This is a genomic window from Pseudomonas sp. EpS/L25 (assembly GCF_001512295.1).
Lineage (GTDB): Bacteria > Pseudomonadota > Gammaproteobacteria > Pseudomonadales > Pseudomonadaceae > Chryseomonas.
This window is the reverse complement of sequence record NZ_LNUP01000018.1, coordinates 1-19913: the sequence shown is the minus strand read 5'-3', so window position 1 is coordinate 19913 and position 19913 is coordinate 1. Positions and strand designations below refer to the sequence as shown.

The 19913-nt window shown below is 66.6% G+C and carries 17 protein-coding genes, 2 tRNA genes and 1 pseudogene; 1 reads left to right on the top strand and 19 read right to left on the bottom strand.

Annotation, left to right across the window (positions count from 1 at the left end):
• Positions 1 to 221: 221 nt before the first annotated feature.
• The 18 genes from AR540_RS22445 to leuC all read right to left on the bottom strand — a co-directional run bounded on the left by AR540_RS22445 (position 222) and on the right by leuC (position 18565).
• Positions 222 to 298 (bottom strand) — tRNA-Asp (locus AR540_RS22445).
• Between the two features lie 38 nt (positions 299 to 336).
• A tRNA-Val gene (locus AR540_RS22440) sits at positions 337 to 412 on the bottom strand.
• Between the two features lie 315 nt (positions 413 to 727).
• Positions 728 to 1495 (bottom strand): SDR family oxidoreductase, encoded by a 768-nt coding sequence (locus tag AR540_RS22435; protein WP_059232187.1) that lies wholly within the window; start codon positions 1493 to 1495, stop codon positions 728 to 730.
• A complete protein-coding gene (locus AR540_RS22430) occupies positions 1492 to 2703 on the bottom strand; it encodes an O-succinylhomoserine sulfhydrylase (RefSeq protein ID WP_059232186.1) in 1212 nt (403 codons plus the stop codon). Before AR540_RS22430 ends, AR540_RS22435 begins: the two co-directional genes overlap by 4 nt.
• Positions 2704 to 2713: 10 nt before the next feature.
• Complete coding sequence (purF, locus tag AR540_RS22425; RefSeq protein ID WP_059232185.1) at positions 2714 to 4222, bottom strand: amidophosphoribosyltransferase; 1509 nt, start codon at positions 4220 to 4222, stop codon at positions 2714 to 2716.
• An 82-nt stretch (positions 4223 to 4304) separates the two neighbouring features.
• Complete coding sequence (locus AR540_RS22420; protein WP_059232184.1) at positions 4305 to 4850, bottom strand: CvpA family protein; 546 nt, start codon at positions 4848 to 4850, stop codon at positions 4305 to 4307.
• A 54-nt stretch (positions 4851 to 4904) separates the two neighbouring features.
• Positions 4905 to 5561 (bottom strand): SPOR domain-containing protein, encoded by a 657-nt coding sequence (locus AR540_RS22415; RefSeq protein ID WP_059232183.1) that lies wholly within the window; start codon positions 5559 to 5561, stop codon positions 4905 to 4907.
• Between the two features lie 3 nt (positions 5562 to 5564).
• A complete protein-coding gene (gene folC, locus AR540_RS22410) occupies positions 5565 to 6857 on the bottom strand; it encodes a bifunctional tetrahydrofolate synthase/dihydrofolate synthase (RefSeq protein ID WP_059232182.1) in 1293 nt (430 codons plus the stop codon).
• Positions 6857 to 7726 carry an acetyl-CoA carboxylase, carboxyltransferase subunit beta gene (gene accD, locus AR540_RS22405; RefSeq protein ID WP_059232181.1) on the bottom strand — a complete coding sequence of 290 codons (870 nt, stop codon included), beginning with the start codon at positions 7724 to 7726 and terminating at the stop codon, positions 6857 to 6859. Before accD ends, folC begins: the two co-directional genes overlap by 1 nt.
• Before the next feature lie 209 nt (positions 7727 to 7935).
• Positions 7936 to 8565: a phosphoribosylanthranilate isomerase gene (locus AR540_RS22400; protein ID WP_059232180.1), complete on the bottom strand. Its 630-nt coding sequence runs from the start codon at positions 8563 to 8565 to the stop codon at positions 7936 to 7938.
• Between the two features lie 54 nt (positions 8566 to 8619).
• Positions 8620 to 9483, bottom strand: coding sequence for a tRNA pseudouridine(38-40) synthase TruA (truA, locus tag AR540_RS22395; RefSeq protein ID WP_236712119.1), 864 nt, complete (start codon positions 9481 to 9483; stop codon positions 8620 to 8622).
• Between the two features lie 60 nt (positions 9484 to 9543).
• On the bottom strand, positions 9544 to 12159 hold the full coding sequence (locus AR540_RS22390) for a FimV/HubP family polar landmark protein (protein WP_059232178.1): 2616 nt from the start codon (positions 12157 to 12159) through the stop codon (positions 9544 to 9546).
• A gap of 173 nt (positions 12160 to 12332) precedes the next feature.
• Positions 12333 to 13328, bottom strand: a complete 996-nt coding sequence (locus AR540_RS22385) for an aspartate-semialdehyde dehydrogenase (RefSeq protein ID WP_059232177.1) — start codon at positions 13326 to 13328, stop codon at positions 12333 to 12335.
• A gap of 76 nt (positions 13329 to 13404) precedes the next feature.
• On the bottom strand, positions 13405 to 14517 hold the full coding sequence (gene asd, locus AR540_RS22380; RefSeq protein WP_059232176.1) for an aspartate-semialdehyde dehydrogenase: 1113 nt from the start codon (positions 14515 to 14517) through the stop codon (positions 13405 to 13407).
• Between the two features lie 56 nt (positions 14518 to 14573).
• Positions 14574 to 15656 (bottom strand): 3-isopropylmalate dehydrogenase, encoded by a 1083-nt coding sequence (leuB, locus tag AR540_RS22375; RefSeq protein ID WP_059232175.1) that lies wholly within the window; start codon positions 15654 to 15656, stop codon positions 14574 to 14576.
• A gap of 19 nt (positions 15657 to 15675) precedes the next feature.
• Complete coding sequence (locus AR540_RS22370; RefSeq protein WP_059232174.1) at positions 15676 to 16440, bottom strand: class I SAM-dependent methyltransferase; 765 nt, start codon at positions 16438 to 16440, stop codon at positions 15676 to 15678.
• 44 nt (positions 16441 to 16484) lie between these two features.
• Complete coding sequence (gene leuD / locus AR540_RS22365) at positions 16485 to 17129, bottom strand: 3-isopropylmalate dehydratase small subunit (protein WP_059232173.1); 645 nt, start codon at positions 17127 to 17129, stop codon at positions 16485 to 16487.
• Between the two features lie 11 nt (positions 17130 to 17140).
• Entirely contained in the window at positions 17141 to 18565 is a 1425-nt protein-coding gene (leuC, locus tag AR540_RS22360; RefSeq protein ID WP_059232172.1) for a 3-isopropylmalate dehydratase large subunit, read from the bottom strand.
• A 141-nt stretch (positions 18566 to 18706) separates the two neighbouring features.
• Here leuC and AR540_RS22355 point away from each other — a divergent pair, with 141 nt between their 5' ends.
• Positions 18707 to 19585, top strand: a complete 879-nt coding sequence (locus tag AR540_RS22355; protein ID WP_059232171.1) for a LysR family transcriptional regulator — start codon at positions 18707 to 18709, stop codon at positions 19583 to 19585.
• 219 nt (positions 19586 to 19804) lie between these two features.
• On the opposite strand, the pseudogene AR540_RS26150 reads toward AR540_RS22355, so the two are convergent.
• A pseudogene (locus AR540_RS26150) lies at positions 19805 to 19913 on the bottom strand (IS110 family transposase); the annotation flags it as partial.

The following is a 19913-nucleotide window of genomic DNA, read 5'->3' as shown; positions in this document are numbered from 1 at the left end:
ATGACTCGTCGCGGCGCCTAGCCCCGCCGAAAAATCACTCGCCAATTTCTGCGCGAACTTCTGAAACACCACACTAGGCGGTCTCGGCCGCAGCGGCCGGATGAGGGATAGGTGCACCGCCTGAGTCGTTCCCCCGCTTTTCTCCAGGCACAAAAAAAGCTGCCCTTGGGCAGCTTTCTTCGTCTCGTTCAGGCAGTTCAGAGGACCTGAAGTGAGCTATGTGGCGCGGCGGACGGGACTCGAACCCGCGACCCCCGGCGTGACAGGCCGGTATTCTAACCGACTGAACTACCGCCGCGCAGTGCGTGTACCTTGCGGAACACTTCCCGAGGAGATTGGTGGCTGATGACGGGATCGAACCGCCGACCCCCTGCGTGTGATGCAGGTGCTCTCCCAGCTGAGCTAATCAGCCATCCCCTTCGGGTGACGCGCATTCTGCTCATAGCTCCTTGATCCGTCAAGGATTTTTCCAATTTTATTTTTTCATGAAGGCCTGTTCAAAGGCTCGCAAGCTGGAGCCAAACCAGGCGCAACGACCAATGGGAGCAACAGCCAACGGCTGGCCCGTAGGGTGAGCGACAGCGAATCAAAGACCTGAGGAAGCGGATCGGACCCGCGCCCGGGTTTACGAGTGGTAAATGAGCATTGCAACGGGGCCGCCCAGGCCGGGCTGGCGATCCAGGGTCTTTTCAACGCAGTTGGGCCGATGCGCAGCAGCCTTTGAGGGCTAGTCGGCGTAGATCATCTTGCGGGTCATGCCACCGTCCAGGGTGATGGCTTCGCCGGTGATGAACCCGGCATTGCCGCCGAGCAACCAGGCCACGCAGGCCGCCACGTCCTCGACCGTCCCTACCCGCCCGCTTGGATGCTGCCCGTGATCGGCAGCCGACAGCGGCTCGGCTTCACGCTCATGGGGATCGCGCGCGTCGATCCAGCCCGGACAGAGCGCATTCACCCGCACCTCCGGCCCCAGGCTGATGGCCAGCGCGTGGGTCAGGGCCAGCAGCCCGCCCTTGCTCGCGGCATAGGCTTCGCTGTGTGGCTCGGACTGCTGGGCGCGAGTCGAGGCGATGTTGACGATGGCACCCAGCTGCTCACGCAGGTAAGGCGCGCAATGCTTGGCCAGGAGCATGGGGCCATCCAGATTCACCCCAAGTACCCGGCGCCACTCGCCCAGCGCCAAGCTTTCCAACGGTTGCCCCTGGGCGGTGGCGAGCCCGGCGTTGTTGACCAGGGCGTCCAGCCGACCGAACTGGCCGATCACCTGGGCGACCGCCGCCTCCACCTGGGTCTCGTCCGCCACGTCCAGGGCGACGAACCAGGCCCGCTCGCCGAGGGCCTCCGCCACCTTGGCACCGCGTGCCTGCTCGACGTCGGCTATCACCACGCGCCAGCCCTCGACGATCAGCCAGGCGGCGATGCCGAGGCCGATGCCACGGGCCGCGCCCGTGACCAGGGCAACCCGCGGTTCCACCGGTGCGAACGTCAGACTCATAGCGCCGCCAGACCGCGGGCGAGGTCCTGCTGCAGATCACCCAGGTCTTCCAGACCTACGGCCACGCGGATCAGGCTGTCGCGGATCCCGGCATTGGCTCGCTCGGCCGGCGACAGCCGGCCATGGGAGGTGGTCGCCGGGTGGGCGATGGTGGTCTTGGTATCACCCAGGTTGGTGGTGATGGAGATCATCCGGGTGGCATCGATGAAGCGCCAGGCGGCGTCACGTCCACCCGCCACCTCGAAACTCACCACCGCGCCGAAGGCAGACTGCTGGCGTCGGGCCAGCTCGTGCTGCGGATGACTTTCCAGGCCGGCATAGTGGACGCGCTCGATACCCGGCTGCCCTTCCAGCCAGCGCGCCAATTCCAGCGCGGTCTGGCTGTGGGCCTGCATGCGGATCTTCAGCGTCTCCAGGCCCTTGAGGAACAGCCAGGCGTTGAAGGGACTGAGGGTCGGCCCGGCGGTGCGCAGGAAACCCACCACTTCCTTCATCTGCTCGACCCGACCGGCGACCACGCCCCCCATGCCGCGGCCCTGACCATCGATGTACTTGGTCGCCGAATGGATGACGATGTCGGCACCCAGTGCCAGCGGCTTCTGCAGCGCCGGGGTGCAGAAGCAATTGTCGACCGCCAGCAGCGCGCCCTGGACATGGGCGATCTCGGCCAGGGCGGTGATGTCCACCAGCTCGGCCAGAGGGTTGGACGGCGACTCGACGAAGAACAGCCGGGTGTTGGGCTTGCAGGCTGCCTGCCAGGCCTCCAGGTCGGCCAGCGGCGGATAGTCCACCTCGATGCCGAAGCGCTTGAAGTACTTCTCGAACAGGCTGATGGTGGAGCCGAACACGCTGCGCGAGACCAGCACGTGATCGCCGGCGCTGCACAGGCTCATCACCATGGCCAGGATGGCCGACATGCCCGAGGCGGTGGCCACCGCCTGCTCGGCGCCTTCGAGGGCCGCGATGCGGGTCTCGAAGGTGCGCACCGTGGGGTTGGTGTAGCGCGAATAGACGTTGCCTGGCACCTCGCCGGCGAACCGCGCCGCCGCGTCGGCGGCGGTGCGGAAGACGTAGCTGCTGGTCAGGAACAGTGCCTCGCCGTGCTCGCCTTCCGGCGAGCGCTGCTGCCCGGCCCGCACTGCCAAGGTCTCGAAGGCCGCGCCCTCGAGATCACTGTCCAGGCGTCCGGCATCCCAGTCTTGGCTCATGTGCAGCTCCTTAGTCGTTGTAGAGATCGATGATGGCGCTGACTGCCTGGTGCTTGACCTTGGCCGCGTCGTTACGCGCCTGCTCGATGCGATTCAGGTAAGCCGCGTCGACGTCGCCGGTGATGTACTCGCCGTCGAACACCGCGCAGTCGAACTGCTCGACCTTGGGCGCCTTGCGGGTGCGCACGGCTTCCTTGAGGTCCTGTATATCCTGATAGAGCAGCCAGTCGGCGCCGATCAGTTCGCCGACTTCCTCGGTGGTGCGGCCGTGGGCGATCAGCTCGTGCACGCTGGGCATGTCGATGCCATAGACGTTGGGGAACCGCACCGCCGGTGCCGCCGAGCAGAAGTAGACCTTCTTGGCGCCGGCTTCGCGGGCCATCTGGATGATCTGCTTGCAGGTGGTGCCGCGCACGATGGAATCGTCCACCAGCATCACGTTCTTGCCGCGGAACTCCAGCTCGATGGCATTGAGCTTCTGGCGCACCGACTTCTTGCGTGCGGCCTGGCCGGGCATGATGAAGGTCCGGCCGATGTAGCGGTTCTTGACGAAGCCCTCGCGGAATTTCACGCCCAGGTGGTTGGCCAGTTCCAGAGCCGCGGTGCGGCTGGTGTCGGGGATCGGGATGACCACGTCGATGTCGTGGTCCGGGCGCTCGCGCTGGATCTTCTCGGCGAGCTTCTCCCCCATGCGCAGGCGCGCCTTGTATACCGAGATGCCATCGATGATGGAATCCGGCCGGGCCAGGTAGACGTGCTCGAAGATGCACGGCGCGTACTGGGGGTTCTGCGCGCACTGGCGGGTGTAGAGACGGCCGTCTTCGGTGATGTACACCGCTTCGCCCGGCTCCAGGTCGCGGATCAGGGTGAAGCCGAGCACGTCGAGGGCGACGCTCTCGGAGGCGATCATGTACTCCACGCCGTATTCGGTGTGGCGCTGGCCGAAGACGATGGGGCGAATGGCGTTGGGGTCGCGGAAGCCGACGATGCCGTAGCCGGTGATCATGGCCACCACGGCATAGCCCCCGCGGCACCGCTCGTGCACCTCGGAGACCGCGGCGAAGACGTCGTCCTCGGTGGGCTGCAGCTTGTTGCGCACGGCCAGCTCGTGGGCGAAGACGTTGAGCAGCACCTCGGAATCGGAGGTGGTGTTGACGTGGCGCAGGTCGGATTCGTAGATCTCCCGCGACAGCTGCTCGACATTGGTCAGGTTGCCGTTGTGCGCCAGGGTGATGCCATAGGGCGAGTTCACGTAGAACGGCTGCGCCTCGGCGGAGCTGGAGCTGCCGGCGGTGGGATAGCGCACGTGGCCGATGCCCATATGGCCGATCAGGTGCTGCATGTGCCGCTGCTGGAAGACATCACGGACCAGGCCGTTGTCCTTGCGCAGGTAGAGTTTGCCGTCCCGACTGGTCACGATACCGGCGGCATCCTGACCGCGATGTTGAAGGACGGTGAGCGCGTCGTACAACGACTGGTTGACGTTCGTCTTGCCCACGATACCTACGATGCCACACATGTGACGCGACCCCACTGTTTCAAGTGATGCGATGGCGAACCATCGCCGGATGACCCCGGCGGAACGGAGCCTGAAAAACGGTTCAAGGAGCCTTGGGCCCCAACTGCGGCAACATCTGCAGACTCGGCATGGGCGTAGCGCCCAGCCATTGGCCAGCGAAGCCCAGCAGAAGATTCTTCGACCAATCGGCCACCAACAGGAAATGCGGTACCAGCACCGACTGCTGCCACCAGCCGTCCTGCTGCACCGGCCCCAGGCTCAACAGACCCACGGCCACGGTGATCAGCAAGGCACCACGGGCGGCGCCGAAGGCCATGCCCAGGAAACGGTCGGTACCCGACAAGCCCGTGACACGGATCAATTCACCAAGCAAGAAGCTCACCAGAGCACCCACCAGCAGCGTCAGCACGAAGAGAATGACGCAGGCGGCGATCACTCGCCCCGAAGGTACCTGGATGTAGTCCACCAGGTAGGTCGACAGGGCCCCGCCGAACACCCAGGCGACGCCGCCGGCGACGATCCAGGTGGCCAGCGACAGCGCTTCCTTGACGAAGCCACGCCTGAGACTGATCAGGCTGGAAACGATGACGACGGCGACGATCGCCCAGTCCACCCAGGTGAAGCCCACGGCAAGGTCCACTTACAAAAAGGCCCTGCATTCTAGCAGAGCCTTGTGACCGGGTTAACCGCGCTCCGGCTGAAAGCGTACGACGAAGCCCTTGACGCCATTCTGCTTGTTGAGCTGGTCGCGCAGCCGATCGGCCTCGGTCCGCTCTATCACCGGCCCGACGAAGACCCGGTTCATGCCATCGGCGGTACGCACGTAGGCGTTGTAACCCTGGCTGCGCAGCTTGGCCTGCAGCGCATCGGCACTGGGACGCGACGACAGGCTGGCGAGCTGGACCGACCAGCTGACTGGCAGATTGGCGGCGCCCAGCCGTGTATCGGGCTTGGCTACCGGTGCCGGGGTAGCGGTCGGCGCTGCAGGCGTAGTGGTCGGCGGCACCTTGGCGATCGGGGCAGAGGGCGCAGCCTGGGGCTGGGCTGGCGGCGGACTGACCGGAGCGTTCTGCACCGGCGCCTGGCTAGCGGTTCCGGCAATGGGTGTCTGCGGCTTGCCGAGTGGCTTGGCCGGATCGTCGGGCACCACTTCCACCGGCGGCGCCTCGGGCGTCTGCACCGGTTGCACGGTGGTGCTGGGCACGGTCGGCGCGGCGGGTTGCGGCGGGGTCTCGACCACCACCTTGCGGGCGTCGTCCTGGCGGCTGAAGAGCATGGGCACGAAGATGATGATCAGCGCCAGCAGCACCAGCGCTCCGATGACTCGCTGCTTGAGCATGGGTTAGGTCTCCGCGGATTCGGATAGAGGGGTGAGCTGCGCGAGCACCTCGGCGACGCTGTAGAAGGAGCCGAACACGACCACTTCGTCGTCCGCGGTACTGGCCGCCAACTGGGCATCGAAGGCGGCGACCAGGGAGTCGTGGACCTCCGCCTGGGCGCCCCGGGCGGTGAGGATGGCCGCCACCTCGGTACCGTCACGACTGCGACCGGTCGGCAGCGTGGCTACCGCCCAACTGGCGAAGAGTCGTTCCAGCGGTGCCAGGATACCGTCCAGATCCTTGTCCGCCAGCACGCCGAACACGGCGCGGCGCACACCTGCGACAGGCTTCATGGTCAGGCGGCGCGCCAGGTACTCGGCCGCATGGGGATTGTGGGCCACGTCCAGCAGCACCTGGCGCCGCTCCCCTGCCCATGCCACCTGGCGACGATCCAGCCGGCCGGCCATGCGCGTGGCCAGCAGGGCCGCGGCGATCCTCTCGGGAATCCAGGGCAGTCCGAGCAAGGCATAGGCCTGCAACGCCAGGGCGGCATTTTCCATGGGCAGATCCAGCAAAGGCAGACCGGCCAGCGTCAGGTCGTTACCCTGGGCATCGCGCCCGCGCCAGAACCAGCCGGCGCTCTCGATCCGCAGATCGAAGGCTTCGCCCCGCTGCAGCAGGGGCGCGCCCAGGCGCTCGGCGGCTTCGGTCAGCGGCGCGGGTGGCTCCAGATCGCCACAGAGGGCCGGCTTGCCGGCACGGAAGATACCGGCCTTTTCCACCGCCACGCTTTCGCGGGTATCGCCCAGCCATTCCGCGTGATCCAGGCCGATGCTGGTGACCAGCGCCAGATCGGCGTCGATCAGGTTCACCGCATCCAGGCGACCACCCAGACCGACCTCGAGGACGGCGACGTCCAGCTGGGCCCGCTCGAACAGCCAGAAGGCCGCCAGGGTGCCCATCTCGAAATAGGTCAGGCTGATCTCGCCGCGTGCGGCGTCCACCGCAGCGAAGGCGGTACAGAGGTCGTCATCGCTGGCGAGGATACCCTCGACGTCCACCCGCTCGTTGTAGCGCACCAGGTGCGGCGAGGCGTAGACGCCGACCCGCTGACCGTTGGCGCGCAGCAGGCTGGCGAGAAAGGCGCAGGTGGAGCCCTTGCCGTTGGTGCCGGTGACGGTCACCACCCGCGGCGCCGGCCGGGTCAGGCCCAGCCGCTGCGCAACCTCGCGCACCCGGTCCAGGCCCATGTCGATCGCCGACGGATGCAGCTGCTCGAGATAGGCCAGCCACTGCGCGAGGCTGCGCGAAGACATCAGGCTGCCGGAGCCGGCTGGTGCTGGAAGGTCGCCAGCAGGCGGGCCAGGCGATCACGCAGTTCCCTGCGTGGCACGATGATGTCGACGGCGCCGTGGTCCAGCAGGAATTCGCTGCGCTGGAAGCCTTCCGGCAGTTTTTCGCGCACGGTCTGCTCGATCACACGGGGGCCAGCGAAGCCGATCAGCGCCTTGGGCTCGGCGACGATGACGTCACCCAGCATCGCCAGACTGGCGGAGACGCCGCCATAGACCGGATCGGTCAGCACGGAGATGAAGGGAATGCCCTCTTCACGCAGGCGCGCCAGCACCGCGGAGGTCTTGGCCATCTGCATCAGGGAGATCAGGGCCTCCTGCATCCGCGCACCGCCCGAGGCGGAGAAGCAGACCAGCGGGCAGCGCTCTTCCAGCGCCACGTTGGCGGCACGGACGAAACGCTCACCCACCACGGCGCCCATGGAGCCGCCCATGAAGGAAAATTCGAAGGCGCAGACCGCCACCGGCATGCCCTTGAGGGTGCCACGCATGGAGATCAGGGCGTCTTTCTCGCCGGTCTCCTTCTGCGCCGCGGTAAAGCGGTCCTTGTACTTCTTGCTGTCGCGGAATTTCAGGCGATCCACCGGCTCCAGCTCGGCACCCAGCTCTTCACGCCCATCGGCATCGAGGAAGATGTCCAGGCGGCGACGCGCATTGATGCGCATGTGGTGACCGCACTTCAGGCACACGTCCAGGTTCTTTTCCAGCTCCGGACGATAGAGGACCGCTTCGCAGGCCGGACACTTGTGCCAAAGACCTTCCGGTACCGAACTGCGCTTCACCTCGGACCGCATGATGGAAGGAATCAGTTTGTCGACCAGCCAATTGCTCATGCATCTCTCTCCACTTGCATGGGCTCCCAGCGCGACCTAGGCCACGCCTTCCTTGAGCATCCGTATATAGGGTTCGGCAATGCCCGCTCAGTTGCGGGCCACTGCCACGTCTCAATGCCGACTCCGCCGGGGTCGGACTTCAGGCCTGCCGGGGCGAGCCTGTCAAATATGTCGCAGGTGTGGACGGCCACCGTCCCGCGAGGGTCACATCAGGGGATAGGGGCACTCCGCACGGCAGCCATGAATCGCGCGATCTCAGCCGCATCCTTGATGCCCTTGGCCCGTTCCACGCCGCCACTCACATCCACCCCATAGGGCCGCGCCGCCGCGATGGCCGTGGCGACATTGCCCGCCTCCAGGCCGCCCGCGACGATCAACGGCAGCGCCAGGTCTTGCGGCACCCGCGTCCAGTCGAAGGCCTGGCCGGTGCCACCGGGCACGCCGGCGACGTAGGTGTCGAGCAGCAGCCCGCGAGCGTCGGCGTAGTCCTGGGCGATGGCGGCGAGGTCGATATCCGCGCGCATGCGCAGCGCCTTGATGTAAGGGCGACGATAACGGGCACACTGGGCCGGCGTCTCGTCGCCGTGGAACTGCAGGAGATCCAGGGGCACGGCGTCCAGCGTTTCCTCGATCTCGCAGGGCGAGGCATCGACGAAGAGCCCCACGCTGGTCACGAAGGGCGGCAAGGCCGCCACGATCTGCCGGGCCTGGGCCGCACTGACCGCCCGCGGACTGCGGGCGTAGAACACCAGGCCGATGGCGTCGGCACCGGCCGCCGCGGCGGCCAGGGCATCCTCGACCCGGGTGATCCCGCAGATCTTCACTCGAACGTTAGCCAAACTGGAATGACCTCGTCCCAAATCGATGGATGTTAGCAGACCGCCCGCCCAGCGTCAGCCTTGGGGGTCATCCAGCTCCGGTACCCGCCCCAGGAACAGCGGGCCCAGGGGGCGCTCCGGTACCTGCAGGTGGTCGGGATATTCCACCCGCACCAGGTAGAGACCGAAGGGATGGGCCGTGACCCCGCCCTGGCGCCGCTCGCGCGCCGCCAGCACCTCGGCCACCCATTCCACCGGCCGATCACCACAGCCCACCGCCATCAGCACCCCCGCGATGTTGCGTACCATGTGATGGAGGAAGGCGTTGGCGCGAATGTCCAGCACCAGCAAGCGGTCGTTCTGCCACAGCCGCAGGTGATGCACCGTCTTGAGCGGCGACTTGGCCTGGCATTCCTTGGCACGGAAGGAGGTGAAGTCGTGGGTGCCGATCAGCACCTGAGCCGCCTCGCGCATGCGCTCGAGGTCCAGAGGCCGATGGTTCCAGGTCACCTCTTCCGCCAGGTGTGCGGGTCGAATGGGGTCGTTGTAGATGACATAGCGATAACGCCGGGCCATGGCACTGAAGCGGGCATGGAAGGCATCGCTGACCGGCTGGACCCAGGTCACGCTGATGTCCGACGGCAGGTTGGCGTTGGTACCCAGCACCCAGGCCTTGAGCGGCCGCTCCACCGGCGAATCGAAATGCACCACCTGGCCACTGGCGTGGACGCCGGCATCGGTGCGCCCGGCGCAGCTCAGGCTGATGGGCGCCGCCGCGACCTTGGACAGTGCCGCCTCCAGGGTTTCCTGCACCGAGCGCACCCCCGGCTGCTGGCGTTGCCAGCCGCGATAACGAGCGCCCTTGTATTCGACGCCCAGGGCGATGCGTTGCGGGGGAGCGGTCAGGGTGGGGTCGAGAAAATCCACAGCGGCGGCCAGGCGAAAAAAAGGGGAGGCAGCTTATAGCCGCCTCCCCTCCTCTGCCAAGCCTGGCGCATCTCAGCTGAGTTGGGCGAGGATCTCCCGGGCCTCCTGCTGTTGCCCGGCATTGCCCTCGGCCAGTACCTCGTCGAGGATGTCGCGGGCCCCTTCGGGATCGCCCATGTCGATATAGGCGCGCGCCAGGTCCAGCTTGGTCGCGGTCTCGTCCTCACCGGAGAGGAAGTCGAAATCGTCCACGCCCTCCCCGGCGGCGGCACCCTTCGTGGTCTCGGCATCGAACTGGCGGGAAGCTTCTTGCAGGCGGGCGGCGAATTCCTCGTCGCTCTCACGCTTGGGTGCCGGCTGCTCCTCGAAATCGGCCAGGTCGAAATTGGCCGGCAACTCGCTGTCGGCGACCGGCTCGCGGGGGCTCAGCGGCTCATCGAAAGCCGAATCCGCCGTGGACGGCGCACTGGTTTCGTCCCGCGCCAGATCGCCCTGGCGTTCGAAGTCGCTGAAATCCAGGGCGAAGTCATCGTCCTTGGCCGCCGGATTGGCAGACGAACCGGCGGGTGCCGGATCGAAGTTGAGGTCGAAATCGAAATCGTCGCGGGCCTCCCGGCCATTGGCCTGGGCCTCGGCGAAGGCTTCGCCGAACAGGGGCTCTTCGGCCGGGCCGGCGGCCGGGCGAGGCTCGTCGTTGCCGAAATCATCCAGGGAAAGGTCGAAGTCCTGGCTGTCCTCGGTGGCCGAGAATCCCTGGTTGCGCGTGGATTCCTCGCTCAATTCGTGGGCGGCGGCCAGGGCCGCGGCCCCCACGGCAGCAGCGCCCACGGCCATGGTAGCCATGGCCGGATAGCGCGACTTCAGGTGATCGACCGCCGGCTGGGCACCGCCAATTTCCTTGAGTTCGCTCTCCTCGCGCTGGAAGCCGTCCTTGTCGCCCATCTCGGCATAGACCTCCATGAGCTTGAGGCGCAGGTCGGCGCGGAGGGGCTCCTGGTCGCTGGCCTTCTTGAGCACCTCGGCCGCCTGGCTGAAGCGCCCGTAGGCCATGTAGATGTCCGCCTGGCCCAGGGCATCGTCCTGGGCATCGGCGTCACGGCTCGCATCCTGGGCATTCTGGCTCAGCTCCAGACCGGCAAGGCCGTGGTGATCGCCAAGTTCCGGGTCCGGCTCGAAGGCGGTATCGGTACGCGCCGCTTCGGCCTCACGGGCGCGCTCGGCTTCCTTCACCGCATTGCGCCGCGAATTGACCATCAGCAGCACCAGCAGGGCCAGCAAGGCGCTGCCGCCAATGATGCCGAGCCACAGCGGATTGCTGAGGATGTCGTCGAGGAAGCTGTTGGTCGCCTCGGTGGGCTGCGTGGCCGGGGTGCTCGGCGTGACGGGGATGACCTTGGGCTCGCTGGCGGCTGGCGGCGCCGTGCCGGTGCCGGCCTCGCTGGCAGGCGGTGTGGCGGGCTGGGCAGGCGGCGTCTCCGCAGGCGGCGTAGCGGCCGGCACGGCCGCGCTGGGCTCCTGGGTCGCTGGCGGCGCGCCATTCACCGGCGGCGTCGCCGTCGCTGGCGCCTCGGACGTGCTCGGCGCGGGCTGGCCCGCAGCCTGGGGATTGGCCATGGTGGCCTGCATGCGGGCGAGCTGGGCATCCTTGAGCTGCATGATCTTCTGCAGCTTGTCGAGTTGCGATTGCAGGTCGCCCAGACGGCTCTTGAGTTCATCGTTCTCGCGGCGCGTGGTGTCCAGGCTTTCCTGGGTCACGGCGAGGCGATCGGCCAGGGCCTGGTCGCTGACCTTGCCACCCTTGCCGTTGGCGGCATCGCCCGGCTTGTTCGTCGGCTGGCCGGAGAGCAGCTTGAGGTTGTCCCGGGGGGCAGCGGCAGCAGGCGCCTCGGTGGCACCCGGTTGGCTGGCGGCGTCCACCTGGCGGCGCGGCGTGCCGGACGCGGCGCTGTCGCCCCCCTGCTTCCAGGCACGGGTCTGGCGGGCAATCTCGGCCACGGCTTCACGCTGGGAGCGCGTCTTGACCTGGGCCTGATCGGGCAGGCGCAACACCTGACCGCTCTTCATCAGGTTGATGTTGCGGTCGATGAAGGCGTCCGGGTTGAGGTCCTGGATCGCCAGCATGGTCTGGTCGACGCTGACGCTGCCCGAAGGCCGGTTGCGCGCGGCGACTTCCCACAGGGTGTCGCGGGCTTCGGTGGTGTAGGTACCGGGCGCCTGGGGGGCACTGGGCACCGGCGCCGCGGGTGCCGCCGTCGGGCGCGGGGCGTCCGGGCCGGTCGCGCGGGGCCGCGGGGTCGCCTGGACCTGGGGGGCGAAGGGAGCCGCGGCCGCCTGCGGGGTATACAGCGGCGGATCGAGCAGCACGGTGTACTCGCGGAGGATGCGGCCACTGGGCCAATTCACCTCGAGCAGGAAATTCAGATAGGGCTCGCGCACCGGACGGGCCGAGGTGACGCGGATGACCGTGCGACCATTGCGCGTTTCCGGCGCGAACTTCAGATCGTTCAGGAAGAAGGCGCGATCCACCCCGGCCTTGCCGAACTCTTCAGGAGAGGCAAGGCCGGGCCGCAAGTCGGCGGAGCCGAGATCACGCAGGTCCGACAGATCGATGGTGGCATCGAAAGGCTGGTTGAGAGCGGAATTGAGGTGGATCTCCCCCAGGCTGAGTGCCTGGGCTGCGCCGGACATCAAGGCGCTCGCCGCTGCAATTGCCCGCACCAGTTTCTGAACTCGAACCATGACCGTCCCTTTTTAGAAGCTATCGACCGCGCCAGGAGAGCGGCGCCTGTGTCCATCGCTGCGTGCTGCGTCAACGCCCCGTCGCTCAGGCGACCAGGGCGAAACGTTTCACGGAGTATCTTTTAGGCCGACTGTTTAAGCAACAATTCGGCCAGCTGAACGGCAGTCAGCGCCGACAATCTGACGTTGTCCGCCACCAACCAGCATTCCAGCCTCCGCGCATCTCGCGGATGCAGCCGTACCCGCCCCACCAGCACCTCCTCCCGCCCCAGGGCATCGCCCACCGCGGAAGGACAATCAACCTCTTCATCGAGCGCCAGCCCGGGCTCGTCACCCAGCGCCTCGAGCACCTGCTCCAGCTGCCAGGGCTCCTCGCCCCTCAGGCTCAGCGCCAGGCTGTCGCCAAAGAACACCGGCGCCTGCAGCGCCGTGACGTCCAGCACCGGCAAGGCTTCGCCCAGTAGCTGCTGACATTCGTCCAACAAACGATGTTCCTGGGCAGTATAGCCATCCGCTACGGGAGCACCGGTACGACCGAGTAGATTGAACGCCAGTTGGCCTTCGAACAGCCGGGCCTCGACGGGGCGACCGTTGAGCAACTCGGTCGCCTGGCGCGCCAGTTCCTCGACACCACCGCGCCCCGCACCGGAGGCGGCAAGACAGGCGGTCAGGGAGGCATCGGTCAGGCTGTTGCGGCGCGCCAGCACGGCCGCCACGCTGGCAGCGGCCTGGGCAGCGGCGAGGGGTACGCCGAGCCAGGGCGCGGCGGGCAGGCTATCGAGGCGCTCGCCGTTGATACGTGGCAGCACGGATGCCGCGGCCGAGGCACCGCTGAGGTCCAGCACCGCGCAGCCGGCAGCGGCCAGTTGCGGCTTCAAGGTCTCCACCACGGCGGCGGGCACGGCGAGGATGGCGATGCCGACCTGGGCGAAATCGAAGCCTTCGAGCCCTGTGACTCTCAGGTTGCTGCCTCGGAAGGGCAGATTCTGACCTGCCGATTCACCACTGGCGAGCAGGTGCAGGCGTCCGAGGGGCACGTCACGCTCGTCCAGCAGTTCGCGAATGGCTTCGCCGTAGGCGCTGGTCGCACCAACGAGGGCGATATCTCTGGCAGTCATGATAGGCGGTCCAAAACGAAAGAGGGCCGCACTTTACTGGCGGCCCTCCTCCACTGGCAAACGTTATGCCGTCGGTTCACTGCTCCAGCAGGATCCGCAGCATCCGCCGCAGCGGCTCCGCGGCGCCCCACAGCAGCTGGTCGCCCACGGTGAAGGCGCCCAGGTACTGGGAGCCCATGTTGAGCTTGCGCAGCCGGCCGACCGGCACGCTCAGGGTGCCGGTGACGGCCGCCGGCGTGAGCTCGCGCATGCTGACGTCGCGGTTGTTCGGCACCAGCTTGACCCAGGGGTTGTGCTGGCTGATCAGACCATGGAGGTCGGACAGCGGGACGTCCTTGTTCAGCTTGATGGTCAGCGCCTGGCTGTGGCAGCGCATGGCGCCGATGCGTACGCAGATGCCGTCCACCGGGATGGGGTTCTTGAAGCGACCGAGGATCTTGTTGGTCTCGGCCTGGGCCTTCCACTCTTCGCGGCTCTGGCCATTGGGCAGTTCCTTGTCGATCCAGGGGATCAGGCTGCCGGCCAGGGGCACGCCGAACTGCTCGGTGGGGAAGGCTTCGCTGCGCAGGGTCTCGGCGACCTGGCGGTCGATGTCGAGGATGGCGCTGGCCGGATCGGCCAGGCTGTCGGCCACGGCGGCGTGGGTCGCGCCCATCTGGCGGATCAGCTCGCGCATGTTCTGGGCACCGGCGCCGGAGGCGGCCTGGTAGGTCATGGCGCTCATCCAGTCCACCAGACCGGCTTCGAACAGCCCGCCCAGGGCCATCAGCATCAGGCTGACGGTGCAGTTGCCGCCGATGAAGTCCTTGCGACCATCGGCCAGGGCCTGGTCGATGACCCGGCGGTTGACCGGGTCCAGCACGATGACGGCGTCATCCTGCATGCGCAGGCTGGAAGCCGCGTCGATCCAATAGCCTTTCCAGCCGGCCTGGCGCAGCTTGGGGAACACCTCGCTGGTGTAGTCGCCGCCCTGGCAGGTGAGGATGACGTCGAGGGTCTTCAGCTCGTCGATGCTGTAGGCATCCTTGAGCGGTGCCACGCCCTTGCCGATGGCGGGGCCTTCACCGCCGACGTTGGAGGTGGTGAAGAACACGGGCTCGATCAAGTCGAAATCCCGCTCTTCGAGCATGCGCTGCATGAGCACGGAGCCCACCATGCCACGCCAACCGATCAGACCTACACGCTTCATCGCTACTGCACCTTTGTTGTCTTGAGGACGGCCGCCCGCCCTGGCGGCCGATCAGATTAACGCCTAACGAGCGCCGCTACTACTGCTTCGCCCATCTCGCGGGTACCGACCCGCTGCTTGCCTTCCGACCAGATGTCGCCGGTCCGCAGCCCCTGGTCCAGCACCTGGCCCACCGCCGCCTCGATGGCCTCGGCCGCCACGGCGGCACCAAAGGTGTATCTGAGCATCATGGCCACCGAGAGGATGGTCGCGAGGGGGTTGGCCACGCCCTGGCCGGCGATATCGGGTGCCGAGCCGTGGCAGGGTTCGTACATGCCCTTGTTGTGGGCATCCAGGGAGGCCGAGGGCAGCATGCCGATGGAGCCGGTGAGCATCGAGGCTTCGTCGGAGAGGATGTCGCCGAACATGTTGTCGGTGACGATGACATCGAACTGCTTGGGCGCACGGACCAGCTGCATGGCAGCGTTGTCGACGTACATATGGCTGAGCTCGACGTCCGGATAGTCCTTGGCCACCTCATCCACCACTTCGCGCCACAGGCGGCTGGATTCGAGCACGTTGGCCTTGTCCACCGAGCAGAGCTTCCTGCCACGCAGACGCGCCATGTCGAAGCCGACGCGGGCGATGCGGCGGATCTCGCCTTCGCTGTATGGCAGGGTGTCGAAGGCCTGGCGCTCGCCATTCTCCAGCACCCGGGTCTCGCGTGGCGAGCCGAAGTAGATGCCGCCGGTGAGCTCCCGGACGATAAGGATGTCCAGGCCTGACACCACTTCCGGCTTGAGGGTGGAAGCCTCGGCCAGTTGCGGATAGAGGATGGCCGGTCGCAGGTTGCCGAACAGGCCCAGGGCGGAGCGAATCTTCAGCAGGCCGCGCTCGGGACGGATGTCGCGCTCGAGCTTGTCCCACTTGGGACCGCCCACGGCGCCCAGCAGCACGGCATCGGCCGCGCGGGCACGCTCCAGGGTCTCGTCGGCCAGGGGCACGCCATAACGGTCGATGGCGGCACCGCCCAGGTCGTCATGGACCAACTCGAAGCCCAGCTCGTAGTCGCGATTGACCGTCTCCAGCACCTTGACCGCCTCGGCCATGATTTCCGGACCGATGCCGTCCCCCGGCAGGATGAGGATCTGCTTGCTCATTGTCTTTTCCTGTTCCAAATCAGATGGGCTGGGCCCAGAGAACCATGACGTCGACGCTGAAGGAGCCGTCGCGGTCGATTTCGAAATACTGGCGGACTTCCTGGCCGATCTTGCTCTGCAGGCTGCGGATGGCCTGGCACTGGGGCTCGGGCGTACGCATGCGCTCGGTCCAGCTGGCGAAGTCCAGGCGCAGGCGCTGGCGGCGGCAGCGGGTCACGCCCAGACGGGCCATGTCCAGCAGGCGGTGCCACTCGGCCAGGGAGTAGTTACGCACATGGCTGATGTCGCGCAGGATCTCCACCGTCTGCAGGTAGGTGTCCAGGCGCGGGTTGGCCGGCGAGACCACGTCGATGATGGCCATTTCGCCACCGTGTCGCAGTACCCGGCGCACTTCGCGCAGGGCCGCGCCGATGTCGCGCCAGTGGTGCGCCGAATAGCGGCTGAAGACGAAGTCGAAGCTGGCGTCGCCAAACGGCAGGTGCTCGGCCATGCCGGGCTGGACGCTGATGTTGTCCAGGCCCTGCTCGGCCGCGCTGCGCTTGACCACCGAGAGCATTTCCTCGGCCAGGTCCAGGGCGACCACCTGCCCGGCCACCGGCGCGACGTTGTAGCTGACGTGACCGCCACCGCAACCGAGATCCAGCACCTTGGCGCCTTCCCGCTGGGCCACGGCGTCGCGCAGCTCAAGGAGCTCGGCGCCCTGGGCATGGACGGCACTGGTCAGATAGGCCTCGGCGGTGGCGCCGAATTGCTGCTGTACGTGTTGCTCGTGGTCACCGCTCATGGAGCCTCCGGGAAGAGCGCCGATCCCGGGGATCGGCGGCTGGGTCAAGCGCTGGGGAACATCCAGGGACTGCTCTGGCGATAGCGGGCTTCGAAGCTCGCGATGGCGTCGGCATCCTGCAGGGTCAGGCCGATGTCGTCCAGGCCATTGAGCAGGCAGTGCTTGCGAAAGGCGTCGATCTCGAAGGTCAGGGCCACGCCATCGGGCCGGCGCACGGTCTGGCTCTGGAGGTCGATGGTCAGCTGGTAGCCCTCGTTGGCCTCGACCTGGCGGAACAGCTCGTCCACGTCGGCGTCACTCAGGATGATCGGCAGCAGGCCGTTCTTGAAGCTGTTGTTGAAGAAGATGTCGGCGAAGCTGGGCGCGATCACCGAACGGAAGCCGTAGCCATCCAGCGCCCAGGGCGCGTGCTCACGACTGGAACCGCAGCCGAAGTTCTCGCGGGCCAGCAGGATGCTGGCACCCTGGTAGCGCGGCTGGTTGAGCACGAACTCGGGGTTCAGCGGGCGCTTGCTGTTGTCCTGGCCGGGCTGGCCGACGTCCAGATAGCGCCATTCGTCGAACAGATTGGGGCCGAAGCCGGTGCGCTTGATCGACTTGAGGAATTGCTTGGGAATGATCTGGTCGGTGTCGACGTTGGCGCGGTCCAGGGGTGCGACCAAACCGCTGTGCTGGGTAAAGGCTTGCATGGTCGGGTTCCTCAGGCGGTGGCGAAGTCGCGGACGTCGACGAAACGACCGGCGATGGCGGCAGCGGCGGCCATCGCCGGGCTCACCAGGTGGGTACGGCCACCGGCGCCCTGACGGCCTTCGAAGTTGCGGTTGGAGGTGGAGGCGCAGTGCTCGCCACTCTCCAGGCGGTCGGCGTTCATCGCCAGGCACATGGAGCAGCCCGGCTCACGCCACTCGAAACCGGCTTCGATGAAGACCTTGTCCAGGCCTTCACGCTCGGCCTGGGCCTTGACCAGGCCGGAGCCCGGCACCACCAGGGCCTGCTTGAGGGTGGCGGCGACCTTGCGACCCTTGGCCACGGCGGCGGCGGCGCGCAGGTCCTCGATGCGGGAGTTGGTGCAGGAACCGATGAAGACGCGATCCAGCACGATGTCGGTGATCGGCTGATTGGCCTTGAGGCCCATGTACTTCAGGGCGCGCTCGATGGAGCCGCGCTTGACCGGATCGGCTTCGCGGGCCGGGTCCGGCACCTGTTGGTCGACGGCCAGGACCATCTCGGGCGAGGTGCCCCAGCTGACCTGCGGCTTGAGCTGGGCGGCGTCGAGCTCGACCACGGTATCGAAGTGAGCATCGGCATCGGACACCAGGCCACGCCACTGGGCCACGGCGGCTTCCCAGACGGCGCCGGTGGGCGCGAAGGGACGGCCTTCGACGTAATCGATGGTGGTCTGGTCCACCGCCACCATGCCCACGCGGGCACCGGCCTCGATGGACATGTTGCAGATGGTCATGCGGCCTTCCATGGACAGGGCACGGATGGCGCTGCCGGCGAACTCGATGGCATGGCCGTTACCGCCGGCGGTGCCGATCTTGCCGATGACGGCGAGGACGATGTCCTTGGCGGTGACACCGAAGGGCAATTCACCCTCCACCTTCACCAACATGTTCTTCATCTTCTTGGCCACCAGGCACTGGGTGGCGAGCACGTGCTCGACCTCGGAGGTGCCGATGCCGTGGGCCAGGGCACCGAAGGCACCGTTGGTGGAGGTGTGGGAGTCACCGCAGACCACGGTCATGCCGGGCAGCACGGCACCTTGCTCCGGGCCGATGACGTGGACGATGCCCTGACGGATGTCGTTCATCTTGAACTGGGTGACGCCGAAGTCATCGCAGTTCTCGTCCAGGGTCTTGACCTGGATACGCGAGATCTCGTCCTTGATGGAGTCGAGGCCTTCCTTGCGATCCGGGGTGGTGGGCACGTTGTGGTCGGGCGTCGCCAGGTTGGCGTCCAGGCGCCAGGGCTTGCGGCCGGCCAGACGCAGGCCTTCGAAGGCCTGGGGCGAGGTCACTTCGTGGATGATGTGGCGGTCGATGTAGAGCAGCGCCGAACCGTCGTCGCGCTGCTTGACCAGGTGCATATCCCAGAGTTTGTCGTAGAGCGTCTTGCCAGCCATGGGTGGATTCCTCATCAGGCGTGGAACGGCACGGGCCTTTGCATGCCCTTGGTGCTTGTGGGGTCAAAGATACCGCGCTAGGCTCGCATGAAACAAATTCATCTTTTTCATGAAGCGCATAACCAACAGGAATTCAAAGTCGTGGACCTCGCCAATCTCAATGCCTTCGTCGCCGTCGCCGAAACCGGCGGCTTCTCCGACGCCGGCGAGCGCCTGCACCTGACCCAGCCGGCGGTGAGCAAGCGCATCGCCGCGCTGGAGCAGCAGCTGGGGCTGCGGCTGTTCGACCGCATCGGGCGCGAGGTCAGCCTGACCGAGGCGGGCCGCGCCCTGCTCCCCCGCGCCTATCAGATTCTAGGCGTGATAGATGACACCCGGCGTGCCCTGACCAATCTCAATGGTGCCATCGGCGGCCGGCTGACGCTGGCGACCAGTCACCATATCGGCCTGCATCGTCTACCGCCGATCCTGAGGCGCTTCACCCGGGAATATCCGGAAGTGGCGCTGGATATCCGCTTTCTCGATTCGGAGGCGGCCTACGACGAGATCCTGCATGGACGGGTGGAACTGGCCATCATCACCCTGGCACCCCAAACCGCGGTGCCGATCAAGGCGGTGCCGGTGTGGAGCGATCCGCTGGATTTCGTCGCGGCGCCCGAGCATGCGCTGGCCAATCAGGAGCGGGTCACCCTGGCCGACGTGGCACGGCATCCGGCGGTGTTTCCCGGCGGCAATACCTTCACCCGGCTGATCGTCCATGGACTGTTCGATGCCCAGGGGCTGACGCCCAACATCGCCATGAGTACCAACTACCTGGAGACCATCAAGATGCTGGTGTCCATCGGACTGGCCTGGAGCGTATTGCCACGGACGCTGCTGGACGATCAGGTGCGCCAGCTGCCGTTGCCGGGCATCCAGCTGGAGCGGCGACTGGGGTACATCCTGCATACGGAACGCACCCATTCGAACGCGGCCCAGGCGTTCATGGGGCTGTTGGATGAGGCAGGGGGTGGGAAGTGATGGTTCTTGATCGCGGCCATGGCGATCAAGAACGTGGCGTGGAAACGGGGGTAGCCTTTTCCACCTATAGATCGGCAAGTCCTGACGCCACCTGCCTGAAAGCCTGCGCGTGGAAAACGCTACGCGGTTTTCCACCCTACCGGCTAAGCGTTCGGTGCGCCATCGCGGCCATGGGCCGCTCCTACGAGAGCATCACTCCCTGTAGGAGCAACTGTCTTCTCAAGCGGGCTCAGATCGCCAAGGAGTACCGTCCCTGAGCATGGCATTGAGCCGAATCAGCAAGACGCGTAGGCAGGCGATCAGGGCTACCTTGGCGGGTTTTCCACGC

What these genes read in the sequence shown, in the direction of transcription:
- asd (WP_059232176.1), bottom strand. Translation starts at nt 14,517, where the DNA reads ATGAAGCGTGTAGGTCTGATCGGTTGGCGTGGCATGGTGGGCTCCGTG.
- folC (WP_059232182.1), bottom strand. Translation starts at nt 6,857, where the DNA reads ATGTCTTCGCGCAGCCTCGCGCAGTGGCTGGCCTATCTCGAGCAGCTG.
- AR540_RS22370 (WP_059232174.1), bottom strand. Translation starts at nt 16,440, where the DNA reads ATGAGCGGTGACCACGAGCAACACGTACAGCAGCAATTCGGCGCCACC.
- leuC (WP_059232172.1), bottom strand. Translation starts at nt 18,565, where the DNA reads ATGGCTGGCAAGACGCTCTACGACAAACTCTGGGATATGCACCTGGTC.
- AR540_RS22435 (WP_059232187.1), bottom strand. Translation starts at nt 1,495, where the DNA reads ATGAGTCTGACGTTCGCACCGGTGGAACCGCGGGTTGCCCTGGTCACG.
- purF (WP_059232185.1), bottom strand. Translation starts at nt 4,222, where the DNA reads ATGTGTGGCATCGTAGGTATCGTGGGCAAGACGAACGTCAACCAGTCG.
- AR540_RS22385 (WP_059232177.1), bottom strand. Translation starts at nt 13,328, where the DNA reads ATGACTGCCAGAGATATCGCCCTCGTTGGTGCGACCAGCGCCTACGGC.
- AR540_RS22430 (WP_059232186.1), bottom strand. Translation starts at nt 2,703, where the DNA reads ATGAGCCAAGACTGGGATGCCGGACGCCTGGACAGTGATCTCGAGGGC.
- accD (WP_059232181.1), bottom strand. Translation starts at nt 7,726, where the DNA reads ATGAGCAATTGGCTGGTCGACAAACTGATTCCTTCCATCATGCGGTCC.
- AR540_RS22390 (WP_059232178.1), bottom strand. Translation starts at nt 12,159, where the DNA reads ATGTCCGGCGCAGCCCAGGCACTCAGCCTGGGGGAGATCCACCTCAAT.
- AR540_RS22415 (WP_059232183.1), bottom strand. Translation starts at nt 5,561, where the DNA reads ATGCTCAAGCAGCGAGTCATCGGAGCGCTGGTGCTGCTGGCGCTGATC.
- leuD (WP_059232173.1), bottom strand. Translation starts at nt 17,129, where the DNA reads ATGCAAGCCTTTACCCAGCACAGCGGTTTGGTCGCACCCCTGGACCGC.
- leuB (WP_059232175.1), bottom strand. Translation starts at nt 15,656, where the DNA reads ATGAGCAAGCAGATCCTCATCCTGCCGGGGGACGGCATCGGTCCGGAA.